Genomic DNA, 17,463 nt, shown 5'->3' on the forward strand with positions numbered 1-17,463 from the left:
CGATGACGGCCATCGACGCCGGCGCACGTACCGTGACCGGGCTGGACGCACCTGCGTTCCCGCCGATCCTCACCCCACGCGCGACCGCCACGAAGCCGCTCACGACGCTGGTGCCGCGGACGGAGCCCGCGATCGAGCGGCGGCGCCTCTGGGAGCACCGCTACGCACGCCGTCTGCAGGCCACCGATGCGGTCGTCGTCATCAGCGCGACCGCCCTCACCGCCCTGATCGACACGTCGGTGTGGTCGACCGGCGCGTTCGCGGTGGGGCGGGTCGCTGTGCTGACGACGGTGGTGTGGCTGCTCTGCCTCGCGCTCGTGCAGAGTCGCGCTGCATCGATCAGCGGCTCCGGCGCCACCGAGTACAAGCGCGTGATCCACGCCACCGGGTTCGCCTTCGGCGTCATCGCGATGATCTTCGTACTCTTCCAGTGGCAGGGGGTGCGGCTGCAGCTCATCGCCGCGCTGCCCGCCGGACTCTTCGCGCTCCTCGTCGGACGCTGGCTGTGGCGCAAGTGGCTGCTTGGTCAGCGCCGGTACGGCCACTACGCGTCGCGGGCGATCGTCACCGGCAGCCGCGACGACATCGAGTACGTGCTGCGCACACTCGACGAGCGCGGATCGGGCTACGTCACCATCGGCGCCGCGCCATCGGACCAGAGCGACGAGCCGATCGTGATCGACGGCCGCGTCCACGACGTCGTCGGGACCATGAGTTCCGTCGCGATGCACGCCCGCACGCTCGAGGCCGACACGATCATCGTGGCCACCCGGCCAGAGGACGACCCCGACTTCATCAAGCGCCTGAGCTGGGAGCTCGAGGGCACGGCGTCCGAGCTGATCATCTCGAGCCGCGTCGCCGACGTCGCGGGCCCGCGCATCTCGCTGCGTCCCGTCGACGGGCTGCCCCTCATCCACGTGAAGATCCCGGAGTTCGAGGGCGGCAAGCACGCCCTGAAGCGAGCAGTCGACGTCGCGTTCTCATCCCTGGTGATGATCCCGTTCTCGCTCATCGTCATGCCGGTGATCGCACTGCTCATCAAGCTCGACGACGGCGGTCCGGTGTTCTTCCGTCAGACGCGGATCGGCCGCGACGGCCAGGAGTTCGGCATCCTGAAGTTCCGCACGATGCGCGCCGACGCCGAGGAGCGACTCGCTGAGCTGGAGGCGCAGAGCGACGGCAACGGTGTGCTGTTCAAGATGAAGAACGACCCGCGCATCACGCGGATCGGCGCCATCCTGCGGAAGTACTCGATCGACGAGCTCCCGCAGTTCTGGAACGTGCTGATCGGCGACATGAGCGTCGTCGGACCGCGCCCGCCGCTGCCGAAGGAGGTGCGCGAGTACGAGGGAAAGGTCTACCGCCGCCTCTTCATCAAGCCCGGCATCACGGGGCTCTGGCAGGTGAGCGGGCGCAGCGACCTCTCGTGGGAGGAGAGCGTGCGGCTGGACCTCCGGTATGTCGAGAACTGGTCCATCACGAGCGATCTCATGATCATGTGGCGCACGGCCAAGGTGATGATCGCCCCCACGGGGGCGTACTGATGGCCCGCACAGCGCTCGGTCGACGACAACGGCGTCGTCGGCCGACATGAGCCGGATCCGCGGCCACCCATCCGTCGAACCCCGCCAGTGCGCACTGGCGGCCACCCGAGACGGTGCCCTTCCCCCAAGGGGGCGTGGCCGCGGATCCCTGGGGAAAGTGTGCAGATCGCACACGACGACAAGCGAACAGACCGACTGGGGTAGGTCACGACAACGGCTCTGGGGGCCAACACATGCTGAGCATCATCATCGCAGCGCACAATGAAGAGCCTGTGATCGGGTCATGTCTGGACGCGATTCGCAACGGCCTCCGCACGGACGCGGAGATCATCGTGAGCGCCAACGGATGCACCGATCGTACGGTCGAGGTGGCACGCGAGCACCGCGCGGCCGTGATCGACCGGCCCGAGCCGGGGAAGCCGGGCGCGCTGAACGCCGCCGACGAGCTGGCGACCGGTTACCCCCGGGTGTACCTCGACGCCGACATCCGAGTCCCCGAAGGGGGTGTGGCCGCCCTGGAACGACTGCTCGACCAGGGCGCGCTGGCGGCGGTCCCCCGGCGCCGTGTGGACACCTCGGGACGCCCCCTCGCCGTCAGGGCCTACTTCGCGATCAACGAGCGTCTGCCCGTGTTCCGCGACGGACTCTTCGGCCGCGGGATGATCGCCGTGTCGGAGAGCGGCCGGCGGCGCTTCGATCGGTTCCCGGCAATGATCGCCGATGACCTCTTCCTCGACTCGCAGTTCTCGGCTGCCGAGAAGGCAGAGGCGACCTCGGTGGAGGTCGTCGTCGAGGCACCACGCACGACGAAGGCGCTCGTGAACCGGCTCGTGCGCGTGCGCCGCGGCAACGCCGAGATGCGCTCGGCATCCGCGAGCGGTGAGGTCGCGGTCGCGATCCGTCCGTCAGACAAGTGGGCGTGGCTCCGCGACGTGATCCTGCCGAACCCGCACCTGGTCTTCGCCGCCGTTCCCTACCTGGTGATCACCGTGACGGCCGCTCTCCGCGCGCGGCGCGCTCCTGACACGGCCGACGCGTGGGGCCGCGATGAGAGCACGCGCCAGATGACCCCGGATCTCATAGGCTCGACCGGATGATGGTGAATCTCTGCTTCCACGGCCTCGGTGTGTGCGAGCGCGAGCGGGAGCCCGGCGAGGCGCGGTATTGGATGAAGGAGGACGTCTTCCTCGGCGTGCTCGACGCCGTCGCGGACCGCGCCGACGTCGCGCTGAGCTTCGACGACGGCAACCGCTCCGACGCCGAGATCGCCCTTCCCGCGCTGCGCGAGCGCGGACTCACGGCCACGTTCTTCGTGCTGGCGGGTCGGCTCGACGACCCGGCGAGCCTGGATGCGGCCGACCTGCGGGCCTTGCGGGCCGAGGGGATGTCGATCGGGTCCCACGGATGGAGTCACATCCCCTGGCGGGGCCTGACCAGCGCGGATGCGAAGCGCGAGTTCATCGACGCCCGGAGCGCCCTCGAAGGAGCGAGCGGAGCGAAGATCTCCGAAGCGGCGTTCCCACTCGGCCGGTACGACCGGTCGGCGCTGCGCCGTCTCAAGGCGGCGGGCTACCGGACGGTCTTCACCAGCGACCGGTTCCCCGCACGGAAGTCGTCCTGGCTGCAGGCGCGCTACAGCGTCACGGCCGACGACACGGTGGAATCGGTTTCGCGGATCGCGAGGGGCCGACCGGGCCTCCACGAAGCAAGGAATGTGCTGGCCAGCGCGGTCAAGCGCGTGCGGTGATCCCCGGCGGACGGGGTAGCGTTGGACAGAGGCATCCCGACCGAGGATGCCGGATCGTCGTCTTGGGGGACGCGACATGGGGGATGAAAAGGGAACGCCTGAGGAAGGGCGGCCCGGGGCGGCTGCGGAGCCGACCGGCCACGGCGACGCCACCGAGGCGACGAGCGATGGCCACGGCACGGAGCCGACAAGCGCCGGCGGAGGCACGCGGCTCACGACGGGCATGCGGACGGTGCTGTGGATCGTCGCTGCCGTGGTGGTACTCGGGATCGCCGTCACCATCTGGCTGCTCACGATCGGCAGCGGGACCGCCGGAGTCGACGGCGCCGACCCGGATGCGGGATCGACCCCCACTGCGACGGTGACCCAGGGGCCGATCCCGGGCGCGACTCCGACGACCGGCAGCGAGGTGCAGCCGCCGGACGAGACCGCGGCGCCGATCGACCGTCTCCCGCCACTTCCGACCTCGTCTCCGCTCGTCAGCGACCCGCTGCCTGCCTCTGGTTCGGCATCCGGAGAGCTCGTGAAGGGCTTCCCGGTCGACCTGATGGGTCCGGTGCCGGACTCGCAGGTGCTCGAGAGCTCGATCTCCACGGAAGGCTCGACCATGCAGGTCAGCCTCGTGGCTCGGACGGATGCTGCGGACGACGACGTTCGAGCGCACTACCGCGAGCTGTGGGCCGACCTGGGTCTGACCGATACCAGCGGCGGCGACGGGTCGATCACGTACTCCGACGCCTTCTCGTCGCTGTCGCTGGCATTCTCGGAGTCGTCGGGGACCGGCACCGTGTACATGATCTACGGCGTCTTCCGCACGAGTTGAGCACCGCTTGTACATCTCCTTCTCCAACTCGCCCGAGCCTGAAGACAAGACGGGCGACGCGCCGCGCACGCCACCGGGGACGCGCACGGTCTCCTCCACGGTCATCACCCTCGGCATCGTCTCGATGCTGACCGACATCTCGTCTGAGTCGGTCGCGGCGATCCTCCCCCTCTACGTCACGGGGGTACTGGGCCTGTCGACCATCGCCTTCGGCTTCCTCGACGGCCTCTATCAGGGAGTCAGCGCGCTGGTGCGCATCGGCGGCGGCTACGTGTCGGATCGGTCCGACCAGCCCAAGTGGGTGGCGTTCGTCGGCTACGCTCTGGCCGCGGTCGCTCGCGTCGGGCTGCTCTTCGCCTCGGGGTTCGCGGCGATCACCGCGGTGATCACGGCGGATCGCATCGGCAAGGGCATCCGCACCGCACCCCGCGACGCTCTCATCACGGCGACATCCGAGCCGGAGAACCTGGGCAAGTCCTTCGGCGTGCACCGTACGCTCGACAACATCGGCGCGGCGATCGGGCCGCTGATCGCATTCTTCATCCTGCTGCTGATCCCCGACGGCTTCCACACGGTCTTCGTAGCGTCCCTCGCCTTCGCGCTCATCGGCGTGCTGATCCTCGGGCTGGTCGTCCCGAACGTCCGCACCCGCGGGCGCGAAGGCGCTCCGGGCACCGGCGAGGGCACGCCGGCCGCGCCCGCACCGTTGCGCAAGAAGTTCGACTGGGCGGCCGTGACGACGGGGCCGATGCGTCGCGTCCTGGCCGCCGCCGGCATCCTCGGCATCCTGACGATCGGCGATGGCTTCATCTACCTCGTCCTGCAGGATCGCAGCGACTTCGCGGCGCAATGGTTCCCCCTGATGTATGTGGGCACCAACCTCGCGTTCCTGGCGTTCGCCATCCCTCTGGGACGCCTGTCGGACCGCGTCGGACGTGGCCGCGTCTTCGTCTTCGGGCACGTCGCGCTCGTGGCCGCCTACTTCGTCGCGGCGATGCCGATCACCGACATCGCCGCCACCATCCTCTGCCTCGTGCTGCTGGGCGCCTTCTACGCCTCCACCGACGGGGTGCTGGCCGCCCTCGCCAGCCAGTTGACGACTCCCGAGACGCGAGGCACGGGGATCGCCGCCGCCCAGACGGTCGTGGCACTGACGCGTTTCGTCTCGGCGACGGGCTTCGGCTTCCTCTGGTACGCCGTCGGCCCGGAGTACGCCATGATCGTGGTGGCCGTCCTGCTGGTCGTCGCCATCCCCCTTGTCGCGCTGCTGCTGCGCCCCTATCTCGCCACCACGCGACCGCTGTACCCCGACACCGACCAGAGCGAGCCCACGGAGGTCTCCGGCGAGTGAACAACCGCACCAAGTGGCTGGTCGTCGCCGGCGTCTCGGCCGTCGCCCTCGCAGCCACCGCCGCCGTCGGCGTGGTCGCGTGGCAGCAGTACCAGACGAGACAGGTCGCGCCCAGCGCGGCAGAGACGACGGCGTCCGACGACTGGGCCACCGGCGACCGGGTCGTGTTCCGCAACACGGCGCTGGGCGAGGGCTACGGTCTGGTCGCGAGTGTGCCGCTCGCCGAGCCGTCGGGCGTGCGGGCGCTCACCGCTGTCGCGTGCGACCGCGTGGACGCGACGCCCGAAGAGTTCTCGTGTCTGCGCACCGAGCGCGGCGTCGTCCCGTCCTACAGCGCGTCGCTGTACACGAACGACGGGGTGGTGCGGCAGACCTGGCCGCTTCCCGGCATCCCCAGCCGCACACGCATCTCGGACGACGGGACGCGCATAGCCACGACATCCTTCGTCACCGGTCACTCGTACGCCACGATCGGCTTCTCGACCGAGACGGTCATCCACGACGACGCCGGTGGCGACTTCGGCAACTTCGAAGAGTGGACGTTCATCGTCGACGGCGCCCCCAGCGCACCGCTGGACCGGAACTTCTGGGGTGTCACCTTCATCGACGACGAGGCCTTCTATGCAACTGCGGGGATGACGAACTCGGGCAAGACCTACCTCGTGAAGGGGGACATCCCGTCGCGCACGCTGACCACGATCGCGGAGGATGTCGAGTGCCCGTCGCTGTCACCCGACGGCACGCGGATCGCCTTCAAGTCCGTGACCGCGGGTTCCGGCCCCACCGTCCACTGGACGCCGGCGGTCATGGATCTCGCGACGGGCGAGGTCGAACTGCTCCCGGAGCCACGCAACGTCGACGATCAGATCGAGTGGCTGGACGATGACACGATCCTCTACGGGATGCCGCGGGACGACCAGGCGGGCGACTACGACGTGTGGGCGCTCGCCGCCGACGGCTCAGGCGACCCCGCGGTCCTCATCGAGCACGCCTGGTCGCCGTCGGTGGTGCGTCGCTGACAGCCGCCTTGCGGGCGGACTTGTGCTGCGCCCTGAGGACGATCAGCCAGGCCAGCGCGGCACCCAGCGCCGCTCCGAGCGTGTTGGCGAGGATGTCGCGGATCGTCGGCTGACGCGACGGGATGATCACCTGCGCGAGTTCCGCGGCGGCCGAGAGTGCCAGCGCGAGCGCGACGCCGTACCAGGGATGGCGGAACAGTAGGGTGAGCAGGAATCCGAGGGGCACGAACATGAGAATGTTCGCACCGAACTCGATCCAGCCCGTCCCGAACCAGTCCATCCCGAACCCGTCGCGGAGCCAGTCGCCGATCCGGTTGACGATGCCCGAGTACGACACGGGCAGGAGCAGGACGAGCCCCACGACCAGTGCGTAGGCCGCCAGCCCGGCGATCACCCAGCGACGACGAACGGATGCGCCTTCCGACATGCACGGCTCCCCTCGGTGTGCACAAGCGCGGATCTGATGCCCCCGGGTCCACATTAAGGGCGGGGGAAGTGTACATGAGTCTTCTCTCATCCGTTGATGGGGCGCAGGAGGGTAGGTGATACTTCCATTACCCCGAATAAGTCATCCCCCGACCCGGAATCATCATGTCTCGAAAAGCACTACGCGCTCGCCTACGCCTTCGTACTCGCATACGCCGCGCCAACATCGGATTCACCGCTCTTGTCGCGGGTGTCCTGGTCGCCGCCGGATTCGCCGTCGTCCCTGCCATCGCCGCCCCGACGACGACCGGAATCTTCGCCGACGACCTCCAGCCGAAGATCGCCGCCGACTCCGACCGGACCGCGGTCGAGCTCGGGGTGAAATTCTCCCCCGACAAATCGGGCACCGTGACCGCCCTGCAGTACTACCAGGGCAAGGGTGCGAAGAATGTCACGACGGCGACGCTGTGGTCGTCAGACGGCACGGTACTCTCGCAGGTCTCGTTCACGGCGTCGACCACCGTGGGCTGGCGCACCGTCGCGCTCTCGAAGCCCGTCACCCTGACGGCTGGGGCGTCCTACGTGGCGTCCTACAACGCACCCAGCGGCGGATACGCCGTCACCGAGAACGACCTCACTCGCACAAGGGTGCAGAACGGCTTCACGCTCAAATCCGGCGCGGGCGTGTACCGCTACGGCGCGACCGGCAAGGTCCCGACCTCGACGTACTCGGGCTCGAACTACCTCGTCGACATCGTGTACAAGCCGTCGACCACGGCGACTCCGAGCCCCACGGCGACCGCGACGCCCAAGCCGACCGTGACGCCGACCCCCACCGCGACGCCCAAGCCGACGCCGACTCCCACGACGACGCCGAAGCCGACCCCGACGCCGACTCCCACGGCCACCCCGACGCCTACGCCGACGCCCCCGACGACGACCCCGCCGACGACGACCCCGCCTCCATCCAGCTCCGGTGGAACGGTGGTACTCGGTAGGAGCTTCCCGAACGCCAACACGACGGGTGTTCCGGCCGGTACGACGCTGACCAAGTACACGGGTCCGTGCACGATCCAGACCGCTGGCTACGTCATCGACGGCAAGCAGGTCGACTGCAGCCTCCGCATCCTCGCCAAGGATGTCGTTATCAAGAACTCCAAGATCAACGGCACGGTCTACGCCGACTACACGCAGAACCAGGGATCGTTCACCATCACGGACAGTGAGGTGGACGCCGGCGACGGTCCGTGGACCGGGATCGGCGATGCCTGGTTCACAGCGACCCGTGTCGAGGTGACGGGTGGAACCCGTTCGATCAACTGCTACGCCAACTGCACGGTCCGCGACTCCTACGTCCACGGCCAGCTGCACGACACGACAGGTGTGCACCACGAGTCCGGCATCCGGATCAACACGAACAGCTCGCTGATCGGGAACACCATCGCTTGCGACGCGCCGGACTTCCCGCCGGACGCCGGGTGCTCGGCCGCGATCACCGGCTACCCCGACTTCGACCCCGTTCAGAACAACACAGTCGACGGGAACCTGATCATCGCCGGTTCGGGAGGGTACTGCTCCTACGGTGGATCGACTGCGGGCAAGCCCTACTCCGGACAGACGAAGAACATCAAGTTCACGAACAACGTCTATCAGAAGGGTTCTTCCGGGAAATGCGGCTTCTGGGGCGCGATCACGTCCTTCGACCGCAACGCACCTGGAAATGTTTGGACCAACAACCTGTACGACGACGGCACTGCCGTAGCACCGGCCAACTGACCAGCGACGGCTTGTGAGACGTTGCTGGAGTGGTGGTCCGATCGACTCGGATCACCACTCCAGCAACGTCAATTCGCTGTACAGGTAGTCGATGTCCTCGGGGTCGGACGCGCCTTTGAACATCTTGGGTCGCGGATGGCGGACTTCGAAGCCCCATCCGCGCGGTGTGAAGCCGAGGACTCGCCTCTCAGCGAGCACGCCAACGTATCCGCGACGCAGCAGGTGAGACGCGACGGCTCCCCAGTTCGACTCGAGCACCACGGGGTCCCCGCCGACGTAGAGCGGTGATGCGAAGAGCGGCAGCCGCTTCCGCCGGTCCCGGCGGTAGACCAGATAGGCGTATCGCTCCCCATCCTGAACGACGAGATGGCGTGCGGCAGCTGCGTCGTGATGGTCAGCGAACACGCCGGCGTCCGGTCCGCTCAGAGTGCGAGCGATCACGTCCGGCGCTTCGGTCAGCCGGGCACCACCACCGATCCGGGGCAGGCAGACCATGAGGCGCGTCGCCGACGGGAGAGTGGAGAACCCGAGACGCTCGTTCATCGCCGGCACGTTGCCGCTCGGCGACAGGTCAGTGAAGACGAGATCCTTCTGGCCGAGGAGCGCACGGACGAGCCTCAGCGAGTGGGCGCGGTACGGTTCAAGAACGCAGAACGCGGCGAGATTGCACACCCCGAACGTCGCACCACGCCGCGTCCGCGTTGAGTAGATCGCGGCATACACCCCGACCACCGAGCCGCCGCTCAGCAGGGCGAAGCCACGATTCGGGCCGTCCGCCCAGGGTGGCGCCAGTACGGCGAGCCAGCGTTGGGGACTGATTCGCGGATTGAGATGACGGTGGAGGAACTCCGCCGCTTCGGGAGCCTCCGCCTCGCCGATCGGCACCACGATCGGGCGAGCGGGCACCTGGGTGCCGGTCACGCGACCTCCCCCGCGGGCTGCCCGTGCCGAGCAGTACGATCCCACAGAGCCCGACGCTTGCGGTATTCGAGGAACGTCACCGCGGCGATGGTTGCGCCCAGGCCCAGGACAGCAGTCATCCCCAGCGCCCGCGGGCGACTGCCGCCGACGTGGTGGATGATCGTCGTCTGCGGTGCGACGATGGCTGTCACCTCGTTGACCGGATCGACCCCCTTGTCGCTTTGGAGCTCGTGCAACTGAGTCATGATCTGTCCGACGAGTTCGTCCTGCTGCTCCTGCACGCGTTCGCGTGTAGGGGCCACGATGTCGAGCACGAGCTGCTGCGTCGCAAAGTTCGTCCCCCACTGCCCGCCCGTGTCAGGCAGGCCCAGCGACCAGCCGTCGCGCACGCCGAGTCCGGCCAGCATGACGTCGGGCGAAGCGTACTTGGTGACCTCGCCCGGCCCGGTCAGCCGCTTGGCGACCACTCCGGCCAGGTCGATGATGTCCTCCGACTGCGTGCGCAAGGCATTCGGATTCGCCGAACTCGTCGGAGCGAGGAAAACGATCTCCGTGCGGGTGAAATACACCCCTCTGTCGCTGACGACCGCGTAGCCTGCTAAGGCAGTCACCAACGCGCCGACCAGTAGAATCGGCCACCGCCGGAGAAGAGCCGCCAGCAACTCCCAGAAAGTCATAAGTCCCCGTACCTAAGATAAACCTCGCACCGGTGGCCATCCGCCATCTCAGCAGGGGGAGAGTCAGCAGTGATCCTGGACGTAATGCGAGCGATGGCACGTCGATGGTACATCGTTCTGACCGGGCTTATCCTGACTGCCGCCCTCACGTGGACGGCGTACCAGGCGACGCCGCCCGAGTACGAAGCGCGCGGTCTGGTCCTCCTCCTTCCGGGCGCGAACGCCGTGCCCGACGGCGGCAACCCGTTCCTCGCACTGAGCGGGTTGGAACAGCCCGCCAGCATCGTCGTCGCCTACTTCGGCAGCACGGCTGCGCAAGAGGAGGTGGCGGGGGTCTCGGACACCGCAGAGTTCTCGGTTCAACTCGATGCCTCCACGCGCGGTCCCGTCATCGCCATCGACGTGACCGACCAGACGGCGGAGGGAACGATCGAGACGCTCGACTTCCTCGCGGCGCGGGTGCCCGAGGAGTTGCAAAGACTGCAGAACGAGGTGGGTGCGCCCGCGCCCTCCATCATTTCTTCGATGCAACTCGTCACCGATGACGAGCCCGAGGCGGACAACTCGGGAACGGTGCGGATCACGATCGCCGCACTGGCAGCAGGAATCGTCGCGACCGGTGTCGCGACGTTCGCATTGGACGGCGTGCTGATGCGTAGGCGTACGCGCCGCAGGGCGAAGGCCGCCGCGCAATTCGGCCCCAGCACATCCGTCGATACGGAGGCGGTAGCGCTTGACGCCGACCCCGCACCCGAAGCGGCGGCAGACTACGACGCGTTGGTCGGCGCCGAGGAGATCATCCCGTCCGATGATCCCGCCGTGGACGATCCCGTCGGAGGCGAGAGCCCGGCCGACGATCCGAATGAGACCGCCGACCCGCAGCAGGGCAGCTCGCGCTCGGCCCGGGATCGTGTCAGTGACCCCGAGAGAGTCTCGTCCGGTTCTGGTCGCGCCGGTCTCGATTCGCGCGCAGGACGCAATCGTTGACCATCACCTCGCTCGGGATCGGCCAGCGAACGCGGTGGATCGACGCGGTCGCCTGGCTCACCGTCTATCTCGGGCTCCTGCTCTTCATCCCCTCACGGCTCATCCTCGGACCCCTGGGAAGCGCTGGGGCCCCGTCGATGCTCTTCGGACTCGGAAGTCTGCTGCTGTGGCTGTTCGCCTTCCTCGGAGCCGCACGACGGGCGGCCACGGAAGCCCAGCCGATCCGCATCGCGCTGGGCGTCTTCCTGTTCTGCGTCGGAGTCAGCTACGCCCTCGCGATGTCGAATCCGCTCATCCCCGACGAAGCCAGTCCCGGCGACGTCGCGCTGCTGGCGCTCGCCTCCTGGGCCGGAACGCTGTTACTCACGCATGACGGCATCAGCGACCGGGGTCGGCTCGACACCCTGATCTGGCGATTCGCCCTCTGCGGAGGAGCCATCGCGGCGCTGGGCCTGCTCCAGGTGGTCACCCGCCAGCTGTGGGTGGACCAGCTGTCCATTCCCGGACTCACCAGCACTCCCGGATACGGGCTGAGCACACGAGGCGGGTACGTCCGGCCCGCAGGCACGGCGATCCACCCCATCGAGTACGGTGTCATCCTCGCGATGATTCTGCCTGTCACCCTCCATGTCGCGTTCCACCACACTCACCGTCACGTCCTGCTCCGGTGGGCACCCGCAGCCGCAGTCGCCCTCATCCTCCCCCTCACGTCGTCCCGCTCGGCCTACCTCGGGGCGCTGATCGCCTTGGTCGTATGCCTCATCGGCTGGACGAGGCAGCGACGAGCGCGCGTGATCGGGGTCGGCGTCATCGGGCTCCTCGCCATGACCGTTGTCGCCCCGAACTTCCTCAACTCGATCATCGGGTTGTTCACCGGGGCGAGTGAGGACCCCAGCATCACGTCACGCACCGATAGCTTCGCCCTCGCGCTCGAGTTCATCGAGAGGAGTCCCTGGTTCGGCCGGGGCCTGGGCACCTTCCTGCCGAAGTACCGGATCTTCGACAACCAGTACCTCCTGCTGCTCGTCACGGTCGGCATCGCCGGCACCGTGGCGTTCCTCGCTCTGGCAGTCACCGCTGTCGTCACGACGATCCGTCTTCGCACACGTCTGCGCGACGAGGCATCCCGGGATCTCGCGATGGCCCTGACGGCCGCCATCTGCGCCGGGTTCAGCTGCCTCTTCATGTTCGACGCATTCGCGTTCCCTATGACTATGGGCGCGCTCTTCCTCACCCTGGGACTCGCCGGAGCGCTCCGCCGCGTAGAAGATGCCAAAGCGGGCCTCGCTGCCCTCCTAAGATGACATCGTGCGTGTAGATGTCGCAGCTGTGGTGGTCACCTACAACAGCGCGGAACACATCGAGGAGCTCCTCGACAGCATCCCCGCTTCGATGGGCACGCTGGCCTACTCCGTCGTCGTCGTCGACAACGGATCCTCCGATTCCACCGTCGAGCTGCTCGAGCAGAGGGCCGACGTGATCGCCGTCCGCTCCTCCAACGTCGGCTATGCCGGCGGCATGAACCGAGCCGTGCGTGCGTCCCCGCCCGCCGACGCGGTCCTCATCCTCAATCCCGATGCCACCCTGGACAACGGCGCCGTTCCCGCCATGCTCGACGTACTGCGCAAACCGGGTGTGGGGATCGTCGCACCACGGGTGCGGGAGGCGGACGGGAGCCTGTCACCCACGCTCCGCCGAGGCCCGACATTGGGTCGGGTCGGCGGGCTGAGCTTCACCGGCTGGCCGGCGTTCACCGAACGCATCGAGAAGGCCGCCGAGTACGACACCGAACACGAGGTCGATTGGGCGGTCGGCGCGATCCTGTTGGTCGACGCAGAGTGCTACGAGCGGCTCGGCGGAATGGATGAGAGCTATTTCCTCTACTCGGAGGAGACGGACTTCAGCCTGAGGGCGAAGGACGCCGGATGGTCCACCGTATACACCCCGAACGCGAGTGCGATGCATATCGGAGGCGGCTCCGGTGAGAGCGCCACGACGCACATCATGAAGCAGGTCAACCGAATCCGCCTCTATCGCCGAAGGGCGGGGACCACGCATGCCTGGTTCTACTACGGGATGACGGTGCTCATAGAGCTGCGCCGCGCGCTGCTGGGTCACGACAAATCCTGGCCCACGGTGCGCGCCCTCCTGCGCCCGTCCCTGAGGCCGCCGGCACTCAACGCCGGCGGCAGTATCCTTCCCCGCTGACGGAGACACGGGCCCGATGAAGAAGCTCCTGATGGTCGCCCCCGCCTGTGACGGCGAGGATGTCGGCGAAGCCTGGGTGGCGGCCCAATGGGCCTTCCGTCTGGCCGCACGTCACGAGCTGACGCTCCTGACGACGTACAAGCGCGGCCATACCCCGATGGCCCGGCAATTGCCCGGTGCACGGGTCATCGAATGGCAGGAGCCGCCCGGCGTCGGCCGGCTGGAGCGGCTGAACAGTCTGATGCAGCCCGGCTACGTGCCCTTCTACGCGCGGTCCCGACGGTGGATCCGTCAGCGTCTCGAAGCGGGCGAGCACTTCGACATCGCGCACCAGGTTGTGCCGGTCGCGATGCGCTACCCGTCGCCGGTCGTCGGTCTGGGGATTCCGTTCGTCATCGGTCCCGTAGGCGGAAGCCTCGACTCACCTCTTGCGTTCGTCGAGGAGGAAGGCGCGACGCCCTGGTACCAGCGGCTGCGCGCGCTCGACGGATGGCGCATCCGGCATGACCCGCTGCTGCGGCGCACGTACGAGCGGGCCGACTGCGTGGTCGGCGTGGCCGACTACGTTCGAGAGTTCCTCGCCGGACTGGATCTTCGGCGATTCGAGATCATGAGCGAGACCGCGGTGGAATCCGTCCACCCGCCGGTCGACCGAACGGGCAGGAGCGGACCGCTCCGACTGCTGCATGTCGGCCGCATCGTCCGCACCAAGGGACTGCGGGACACGATCCGCGCGATGGGTGCGCTGCGCGACCTCGATGTGGTGCTGGATGTCCTGGGCGACGGCAACGATCGCGGGGCCTGCGAAGAGCTCATCGAGGAGCTCGGCCTCGGTGAGCGGATCACGCTGCACGGGTCCGTGCCTCGAGCTGTCGTCGACGAGTTCTACCGAAACGCAGATGTCTTCGTCTTCCCGAGCTACCGTGAGCCCGGTGGCAACGTCAGCCTCGAGGCGATGTCTTGGGGGTTGCCCGTCGTGGTCTGCCGGCGCGGCGGCCCGGGCGCGAACGTCGACGAATCATGCGCCTTCCTTCTCGACGCCGACGACCCTACCCAGCTCGCCGCGGACTGTGCGGCGGCCGTGCGGGCGCTGGCAGAGGATCCGAACCTGCGCGAGAGGATGGGCGACGCGGGGCGCAGACGTGCGGAAACCACCCACCTGTGGTCCGGGCGTCTGGACCGGATGGATCGGATCTACGACGAGGTGACAGGCACGACCGCCTGAGCCTCAACCCGCGTCGCTCGTCGCGACGATCAGGTTGGTGAGAAACGCGACGCTGCTGGGCCGCGGATCCACGCTGCCGTCGAGCACCCGCGACACCCACGACGGATCGACGAAGTCGAGCTCCTCCAGAGGGCGCAGCACCTGCGACTCGGCACGCCAGTGCTCGACCACCTTCGCCGCGAGAATGGTGCCGCCGGCGGGAGGGCGGTTGCCCCGCTGCACGCGCTGGATCGCCTTTCGCGCGAAGCGCTTGCCCGTGCTCGCCAACTGGGTCACCGGTTCCCAGCGCGAGGGCGCCGCATACGTCGCAGGAGCAGGCCGTCCGTCGAGCGGGAGTTTCCCGAGCTCGGGGTCGAGCTCCATCTGCAGGGCGCCGAGGAAGCGGGAGTTCACCTTGTCCTGCGGCCTCAGCCGGTATGCCAGATCGAGGAAGCCCTCGTCGAGCATCGGGTTGATGACGATCCTCTCCACGCTCACCGCGAGGTCCGTCGCACCCGCCCACCGCTGCATGCGATGACGCAGGTACAGCTCGTCAGTCGCGCGGAACCACTCTTCGCCACCGTCGACTAGCGCGTCGTGCACCTGCGCCGTCGCGACGCTCTCGGCCCATGCGGCGAACTCGCCGACAAGCAGGCCAGGCTCCACGGCTTCATTGACGAACATCCGCCACGCCGCGAGGCGTGCGGCATCCTGGCGGTCGTACGTCCGGTCCCGGACGCGCCCGACGTAATAGAAGCCTCGCGCGATCTCACCGCCCAGTCCCGAGATGCGCACGCCCTGGTCGAACGCGCGCTCGGCGATGCGCTGGGCGGCAAGGGCGACGGGGTCCGCCATGGCGTCCAGGCGCGTCGCCTCGATCCGGCACAGCTCCCAGGCCTCAACAGCGCTCACGCCGGCGACGTCGGTGAGCCCACGGACGTCGTGCCGGATGCCGTACTGCTGCGCGATCATGCTCGCGATGGCGGTATCGCCCTTGCCAGGCACATCGAGGGTCATCGCTCGAAGGCCGCGGCGACGCGCGGGCGGGATCGCGCTGAGCAGCAGCCGGGAATCCATGCCGCCGGTGAGCTGGAGGACGGCGTCCGGGTAGTCGTCGAGCACGGCATTGAGCGATGTGCGCAGCAGATCCGCTGCCTCCTGGACCGCCTCGGCCGGCGAGATGGGCTCATGGCGCCGCGCCGACGTCTTCGTGAGCGTCACACCTCGCTCGTCGAGCGTGACGACGGCGCCGGCTTCGAGTTTCTTGACGCCCGCGAAGAGGCTGTTGCCTCCCAGCTGCCAGCCGAGCAGCGACTGGATGCCGACGGCCATGGGGTCCAGCTGCGCATCGAGCGCGCGCGCTGCCAGGAGCGCGGACGTCGAGACGAGGGGGACGGTCCCTTCGCCTGGATCCGAATGGAAAATATGCTGGAAGCCCATGGAGTCCGCTACCGCCTCCGCGCCCTCAGGAGACGCCCCGAGGGCGCCGAACGGCGGCAGGAGCCGCGTCAGCGCGTCCGGGCGGTGACGGAGTAGGGCGACGATGTCGGCGTGCGCGACTCGGCCGTCCGCGCGCCGCGCGGTTCTGCTCAGCACGAGAGCGAGACTCGCGTCACCGACTTCAGCGAGGGGGTCCACCCCCCAGTGCCAGATGACGATAGGGCCGCAGTCGGCTCTGATCGCGGCGGCCGGAAACGGCACAGGCGGATTCGCCGGTCCGGCGATGGCCAGGGCTCCGGGAAGCAGTTGGTCAGGCTGCATGGCCGCTCAGAGCTTCCGCTCGGGGCGCGGAGGGCGGCCGGTCGTCTCGGGAATGTGCGTCATGTGTGCTCCTCGCAGTATGCGCTGATGTTGCTCGAGCCGGGCGCATCTCGCGCTGCGGACAGGCGGTCGCGTTCTCAAGCTCATGCGATCAGGTCCTCCGCAGTGACGGGGGTGTCGATCGCCCGGGCATTGTCCCGCAGGTGGGCCGGCTCCATGGTGCCGGTGAGGATGACCTTCACGCCGGGCACTGCGGCGGCGTGGCGCAACAGCCGCCGAGCGATCGGCGCAGCCCGGTGCGGCGCAGACGACGCGGCTTCGCGATCCAGAAGCTGGACGCGAAGGGCCTCCGATCCCATGACCCGGTTCGCGATGAGGTCGACGCCGGTCATGGAAGCGGGAGCGGCGCTCGCGAGCGACCAGGGATTCACTGCGGTTTCGGCCACGGGGCAGCCCCAGGCATCACGAACCGCGGCGATCGTCCGCGGCATGTCGGTCGACACGCCGAAATGAGCGATCACCCCGGACCGCTGCGCCTCCTGGAGTATCTCGTGCGCCTCGTCGTCCTCGACGATCGAAGCCGGTGGCAGGTGCAGCAGGAAGATCTCGATTCGATCCCGCCGCAGACGTTTCAGGCTCCGCTCGATGCTCCGCGTGAGCGAGGCATGATCCAGCGCGAATGCACTTCCGGCCCGCGCCTGCGTGGTCTTTCGCGCCCGTTGGCCGAACACACGGAAAGGACCCGGCAGGTCGACCGTGGGCAGTCCGATCTTGGTGACCACCACCCACCGCTCCCGATCGGCCCGCGTCAGCTCGCCGATCCATCGTTCGGCCATCGTCGAACCGTACGCGTCGGCCGTATCGATGACATTGACCCCGCACTCGCGGCAGGCATCGAAAAGTGCCTTGGCGTCCGACTTGGACCGCCCTGTGCCGATCGATGCCAGGCGAGACGTCCCCAGGCCGAGGATCGAGACCTCCAGCCCGCCGAGAGTGCGTCGCTCCATCAGCGATCCCGG

The 17,463-nt window shown here is 68.2% G+C and carries 16 protein-coding genes; 11 read left to right on the plus strand and 5 right to left on the minus strand.

Annotated elements, in window-relative coordinates:
• Nucleotides 1-2 precede the first annotated feature (2 nt).
• From RS82_RS05755 to RS82_RS05780, 6 genes are all read left to right on the plus strand, one after another.
• Nucleotides 3-1,544, plus strand: a complete 1,542-nt coding sequence (locus RS82_RS05755; RefSeq protein ID WP_045297593.1) for a sugar transferase — start codon at nt 3-5, stop codon at nt 1,542-1,544.
• 233 nt (nt 1,545-1,777) lie between these two features.
• Nucleotides 1,778-2,641, plus strand: a complete 864-nt coding sequence (locus RS82_RS05760; RefSeq protein ID WP_045297594.1) for a glycosyltransferase family 2 protein — start codon at nt 1,778-1,780, stop codon at nt 2,639-2,641.
• On the plus strand, nt 2,638-3,291 hold the full coding sequence (locus RS82_RS05765) for a polysaccharide deacetylase family protein (protein WP_052676711.1): 654 nt from the start codon (nt 2,638-2,640) through the stop codon (nt 3,289-3,291). Before RS82_RS05760 ends, RS82_RS05765 begins: the two co-directional genes overlap by 4 nt.
• 76 nt (nt 3,292-3,367) lie before the next feature.
• Nucleotides 3,368-4,114, plus strand: a complete 747-nt coding sequence (locus RS82_RS05770) for a hypothetical protein (protein WP_045297597.1) — start codon at nt 3,368-3,370, stop codon at nt 4,112-4,114.
• Between the two features lie 7 nt (nt 4,115-4,121).
• The gene (locus RS82_RS05775; protein WP_245619528.1) at nt 4,122-5,465 is read left to right on the plus strand and encodes an MFS transporter; all 1,344 of its coding nucleotides are present in this window, start codon (nt 4,122-4,124) and stop codon (nt 5,463-5,465) included.
• Complete coding sequence (locus RS82_RS05780) at nt 5,462-6,484, plus strand: TolB family protein (protein WP_045297598.1); 1,023 nt, start codon at nt 5,462-5,464, stop codon at nt 6,482-6,484. Before RS82_RS05775 ends, RS82_RS05780 begins: the two co-directional genes overlap by 4 nt.
• Here the strand turns inward: RS82_RS05780 and RS82_RS20630 are convergent.
• On the minus strand, nt 6,444-6,911 hold the full coding sequence (locus tag RS82_RS20630) for a VanZ family protein (protein ID WP_052676712.1): 468 nt from the start codon (nt 6,909-6,911) through the stop codon (nt 6,444-6,446). The genes RS82_RS05780 and RS82_RS20630 overlap by 41 nt on opposite strands.
• A 164-nt stretch (nt 6,912-7,075) precedes the next feature.
• Between RS82_RS20630 and RS82_RS05790 the strand changes: the two genes are divergently transcribed.
• Nucleotides 7,076-8,686, plus strand: coding sequence for a DUF4082 domain-containing protein (locus RS82_RS05790; protein WP_045297599.1), 1,611 nt, complete (start codon nt 7,076-7,078; stop codon nt 8,684-8,686).
• Nucleotides 8,687-8,737: 51 nt separating this feature from the next.
• Here RS82_RS05790 and RS82_RS05795 read toward each other — a convergent pair whose 3' ends face one another.
• Both RS82_RS05795 and RS82_RS05800 read right to left on the minus strand, forming a co-directional pair.
• Complete coding sequence (locus RS82_RS05795) at nt 8,738-9,607, minus strand: hypothetical protein (protein ID WP_052676713.1); 870 nt, start codon at nt 9,605-9,607, stop codon at nt 8,738-8,740.
• On the minus strand, nt 9,604-10,284 hold the full coding sequence (locus RS82_RS05800; protein ID WP_211255871.1) for a hypothetical protein: 681 nt from the start codon (nt 10,282-10,284) through the stop codon (nt 9,604-9,606). Before RS82_RS05800 ends, RS82_RS05795 begins: the two co-directional genes overlap by 4 nt.
• A gap of 225 nt (nt 10,285-10,509) precedes the next feature.
• Here RS82_RS05800 and RS82_RS05805 point away from each other — a divergent pair, with 225 nt between their 5' ends.
• Genes RS82_RS05805 through RS82_RS05820 form a run of 4 tightly spaced genes read left to right on the plus strand, consistent with a single transcriptional unit; the run spans nt 10,510 to nt 14,704 of the window.
• Nucleotides 10,510-11,271, plus strand: coding sequence for a hypothetical protein (locus RS82_RS05805; RefSeq protein WP_157005415.1), 762 nt, complete (start codon nt 10,510-10,512; stop codon nt 11,269-11,271).
• The gene (locus RS82_RS05810; RefSeq protein WP_052676714.1) at nt 11,268-12,575 is read left to right on the plus strand and encodes an O-antigen ligase family protein; all 1,308 of its coding nucleotides are present in this window, start codon (nt 11,268-11,270) and stop codon (nt 12,573-12,575) included. Before RS82_RS05805 ends, RS82_RS05810 begins: the two co-directional genes overlap by 4 nt.
• Nucleotides 12,576-12,603: 28 nt before the next feature.
• Complete coding sequence (locus tag RS82_RS05815; protein WP_052676715.1) at nt 12,604-13,479, plus strand: glycosyltransferase family 2 protein; 876 nt, start codon at nt 12,604-12,606, stop codon at nt 13,477-13,479.
• Between the two features lie 31 nt (nt 13,480-13,510).
• Nucleotides 13,511-14,704 carry a glycosyltransferase family 4 protein gene (locus RS82_RS05820; protein WP_245619529.1) on the plus strand — a complete coding sequence of 398 codons (1,194 nt, stop codon included), beginning with the start codon at nt 13,511-13,513 and terminating at the stop codon, nt 14,702-14,704.
• A 3-nt stretch (nt 14,705-14,707) separates the two neighbouring features.
• Here RS82_RS05820 and RS82_RS05825 read toward each other — a convergent pair whose 3' ends face one another.
• Nucleotides 14,708-16,279: an asparagine synthase-related protein gene (locus RS82_RS05825; RefSeq protein ID WP_157005418.1), complete on the minus strand. Its 1,572-nt coding sequence runs from the start codon at nt 16,277-16,279 to the stop codon at nt 14,708-14,710.
• A 308-nt stretch (nt 16,280-16,587) separates the two neighbouring features.
• Nucleotides 16,588-17,451 (minus strand): aldo/keto reductase, encoded by an 864-nt coding sequence (locus RS82_RS20635; RefSeq protein ID WP_052676716.1) that lies wholly within the window; start codon nt 17,449-17,451, stop codon nt 16,588-16,590.
• Nucleotides 17,452-17,463: the final 12 nt, after the last annotated feature.

Origin of the sequence: Microbacterium trichothecenolyticum, assembly GCF_000956465.1 — a bacterium.
GTDB lineage: Bacteria > Actinomycetota > Actinomycetes > Actinomycetales > Microbacteriaceae > Microbacterium > Microbacterium trichothecenolyticum.

Bases quoted from the DNA above. Each gene is read 5' to 3' on its own strand.
- RS82_RS05755 (WP_045297593.1), top strand. From the start codon at position 3: ATGACGGCCATCGACGCCGGCGCACGTACCGTGACCGGGCTGGACGCA.
- RS82_RS05760 (WP_045297594.1), top strand. From the start codon at position 1,778: ATGCTGAGCATCATCATCGCAGCGCACAATGAAGAGCCTGTGATCGGG.
- RS82_RS05765 (WP_052676711.1), top strand. From the start codon at position 2,638: ATGATGGTGAATCTCTGCTTCCACGGCCTCGGTGTGTGCGAGCGCGAG.
- RS82_RS05770 (WP_045297597.1), top strand. From the start codon at position 3,368: ATGGGGGATGAAAAGGGAACGCCTGAGGAAGGGCGGCCCGGGGCGGCT.
- RS82_RS20630 (WP_052676712.1), bottom strand. From the start codon at position 6,911: ATGTCGGAAGGCGCATCCGTTCGTCGTCGCTGGGTGATCGCCGGGCTG.
- RS82_RS05790 (WP_045297599.1), top strand. From the start codon at position 7,076: ATGTCTCGAAAAGCACTACGCGCTCGCCTACGCCTTCGTACTCGCATA.
- RS82_RS05800 (WP_211255871.1), bottom strand. From the start codon at position 10,284: ATGACTTTCTGGGAGTTGCTGGCGGCTCTTCTCCGGCGGTGGCCGATT.
- RS82_RS05820 (WP_245619529.1), top strand. From the start codon at position 13,511: ATGGTCGCCCCCGCCTGTGACGGCGAGGATGTCGGCGAAGCCTGGGTG.
- RS82_RS20635 (WP_052676716.1), bottom strand. From the start codon at position 17,451: ATGGAGCGACGCACTCTCGGCGGGCTGGAGGTCTCGATCCTCGGCCTG.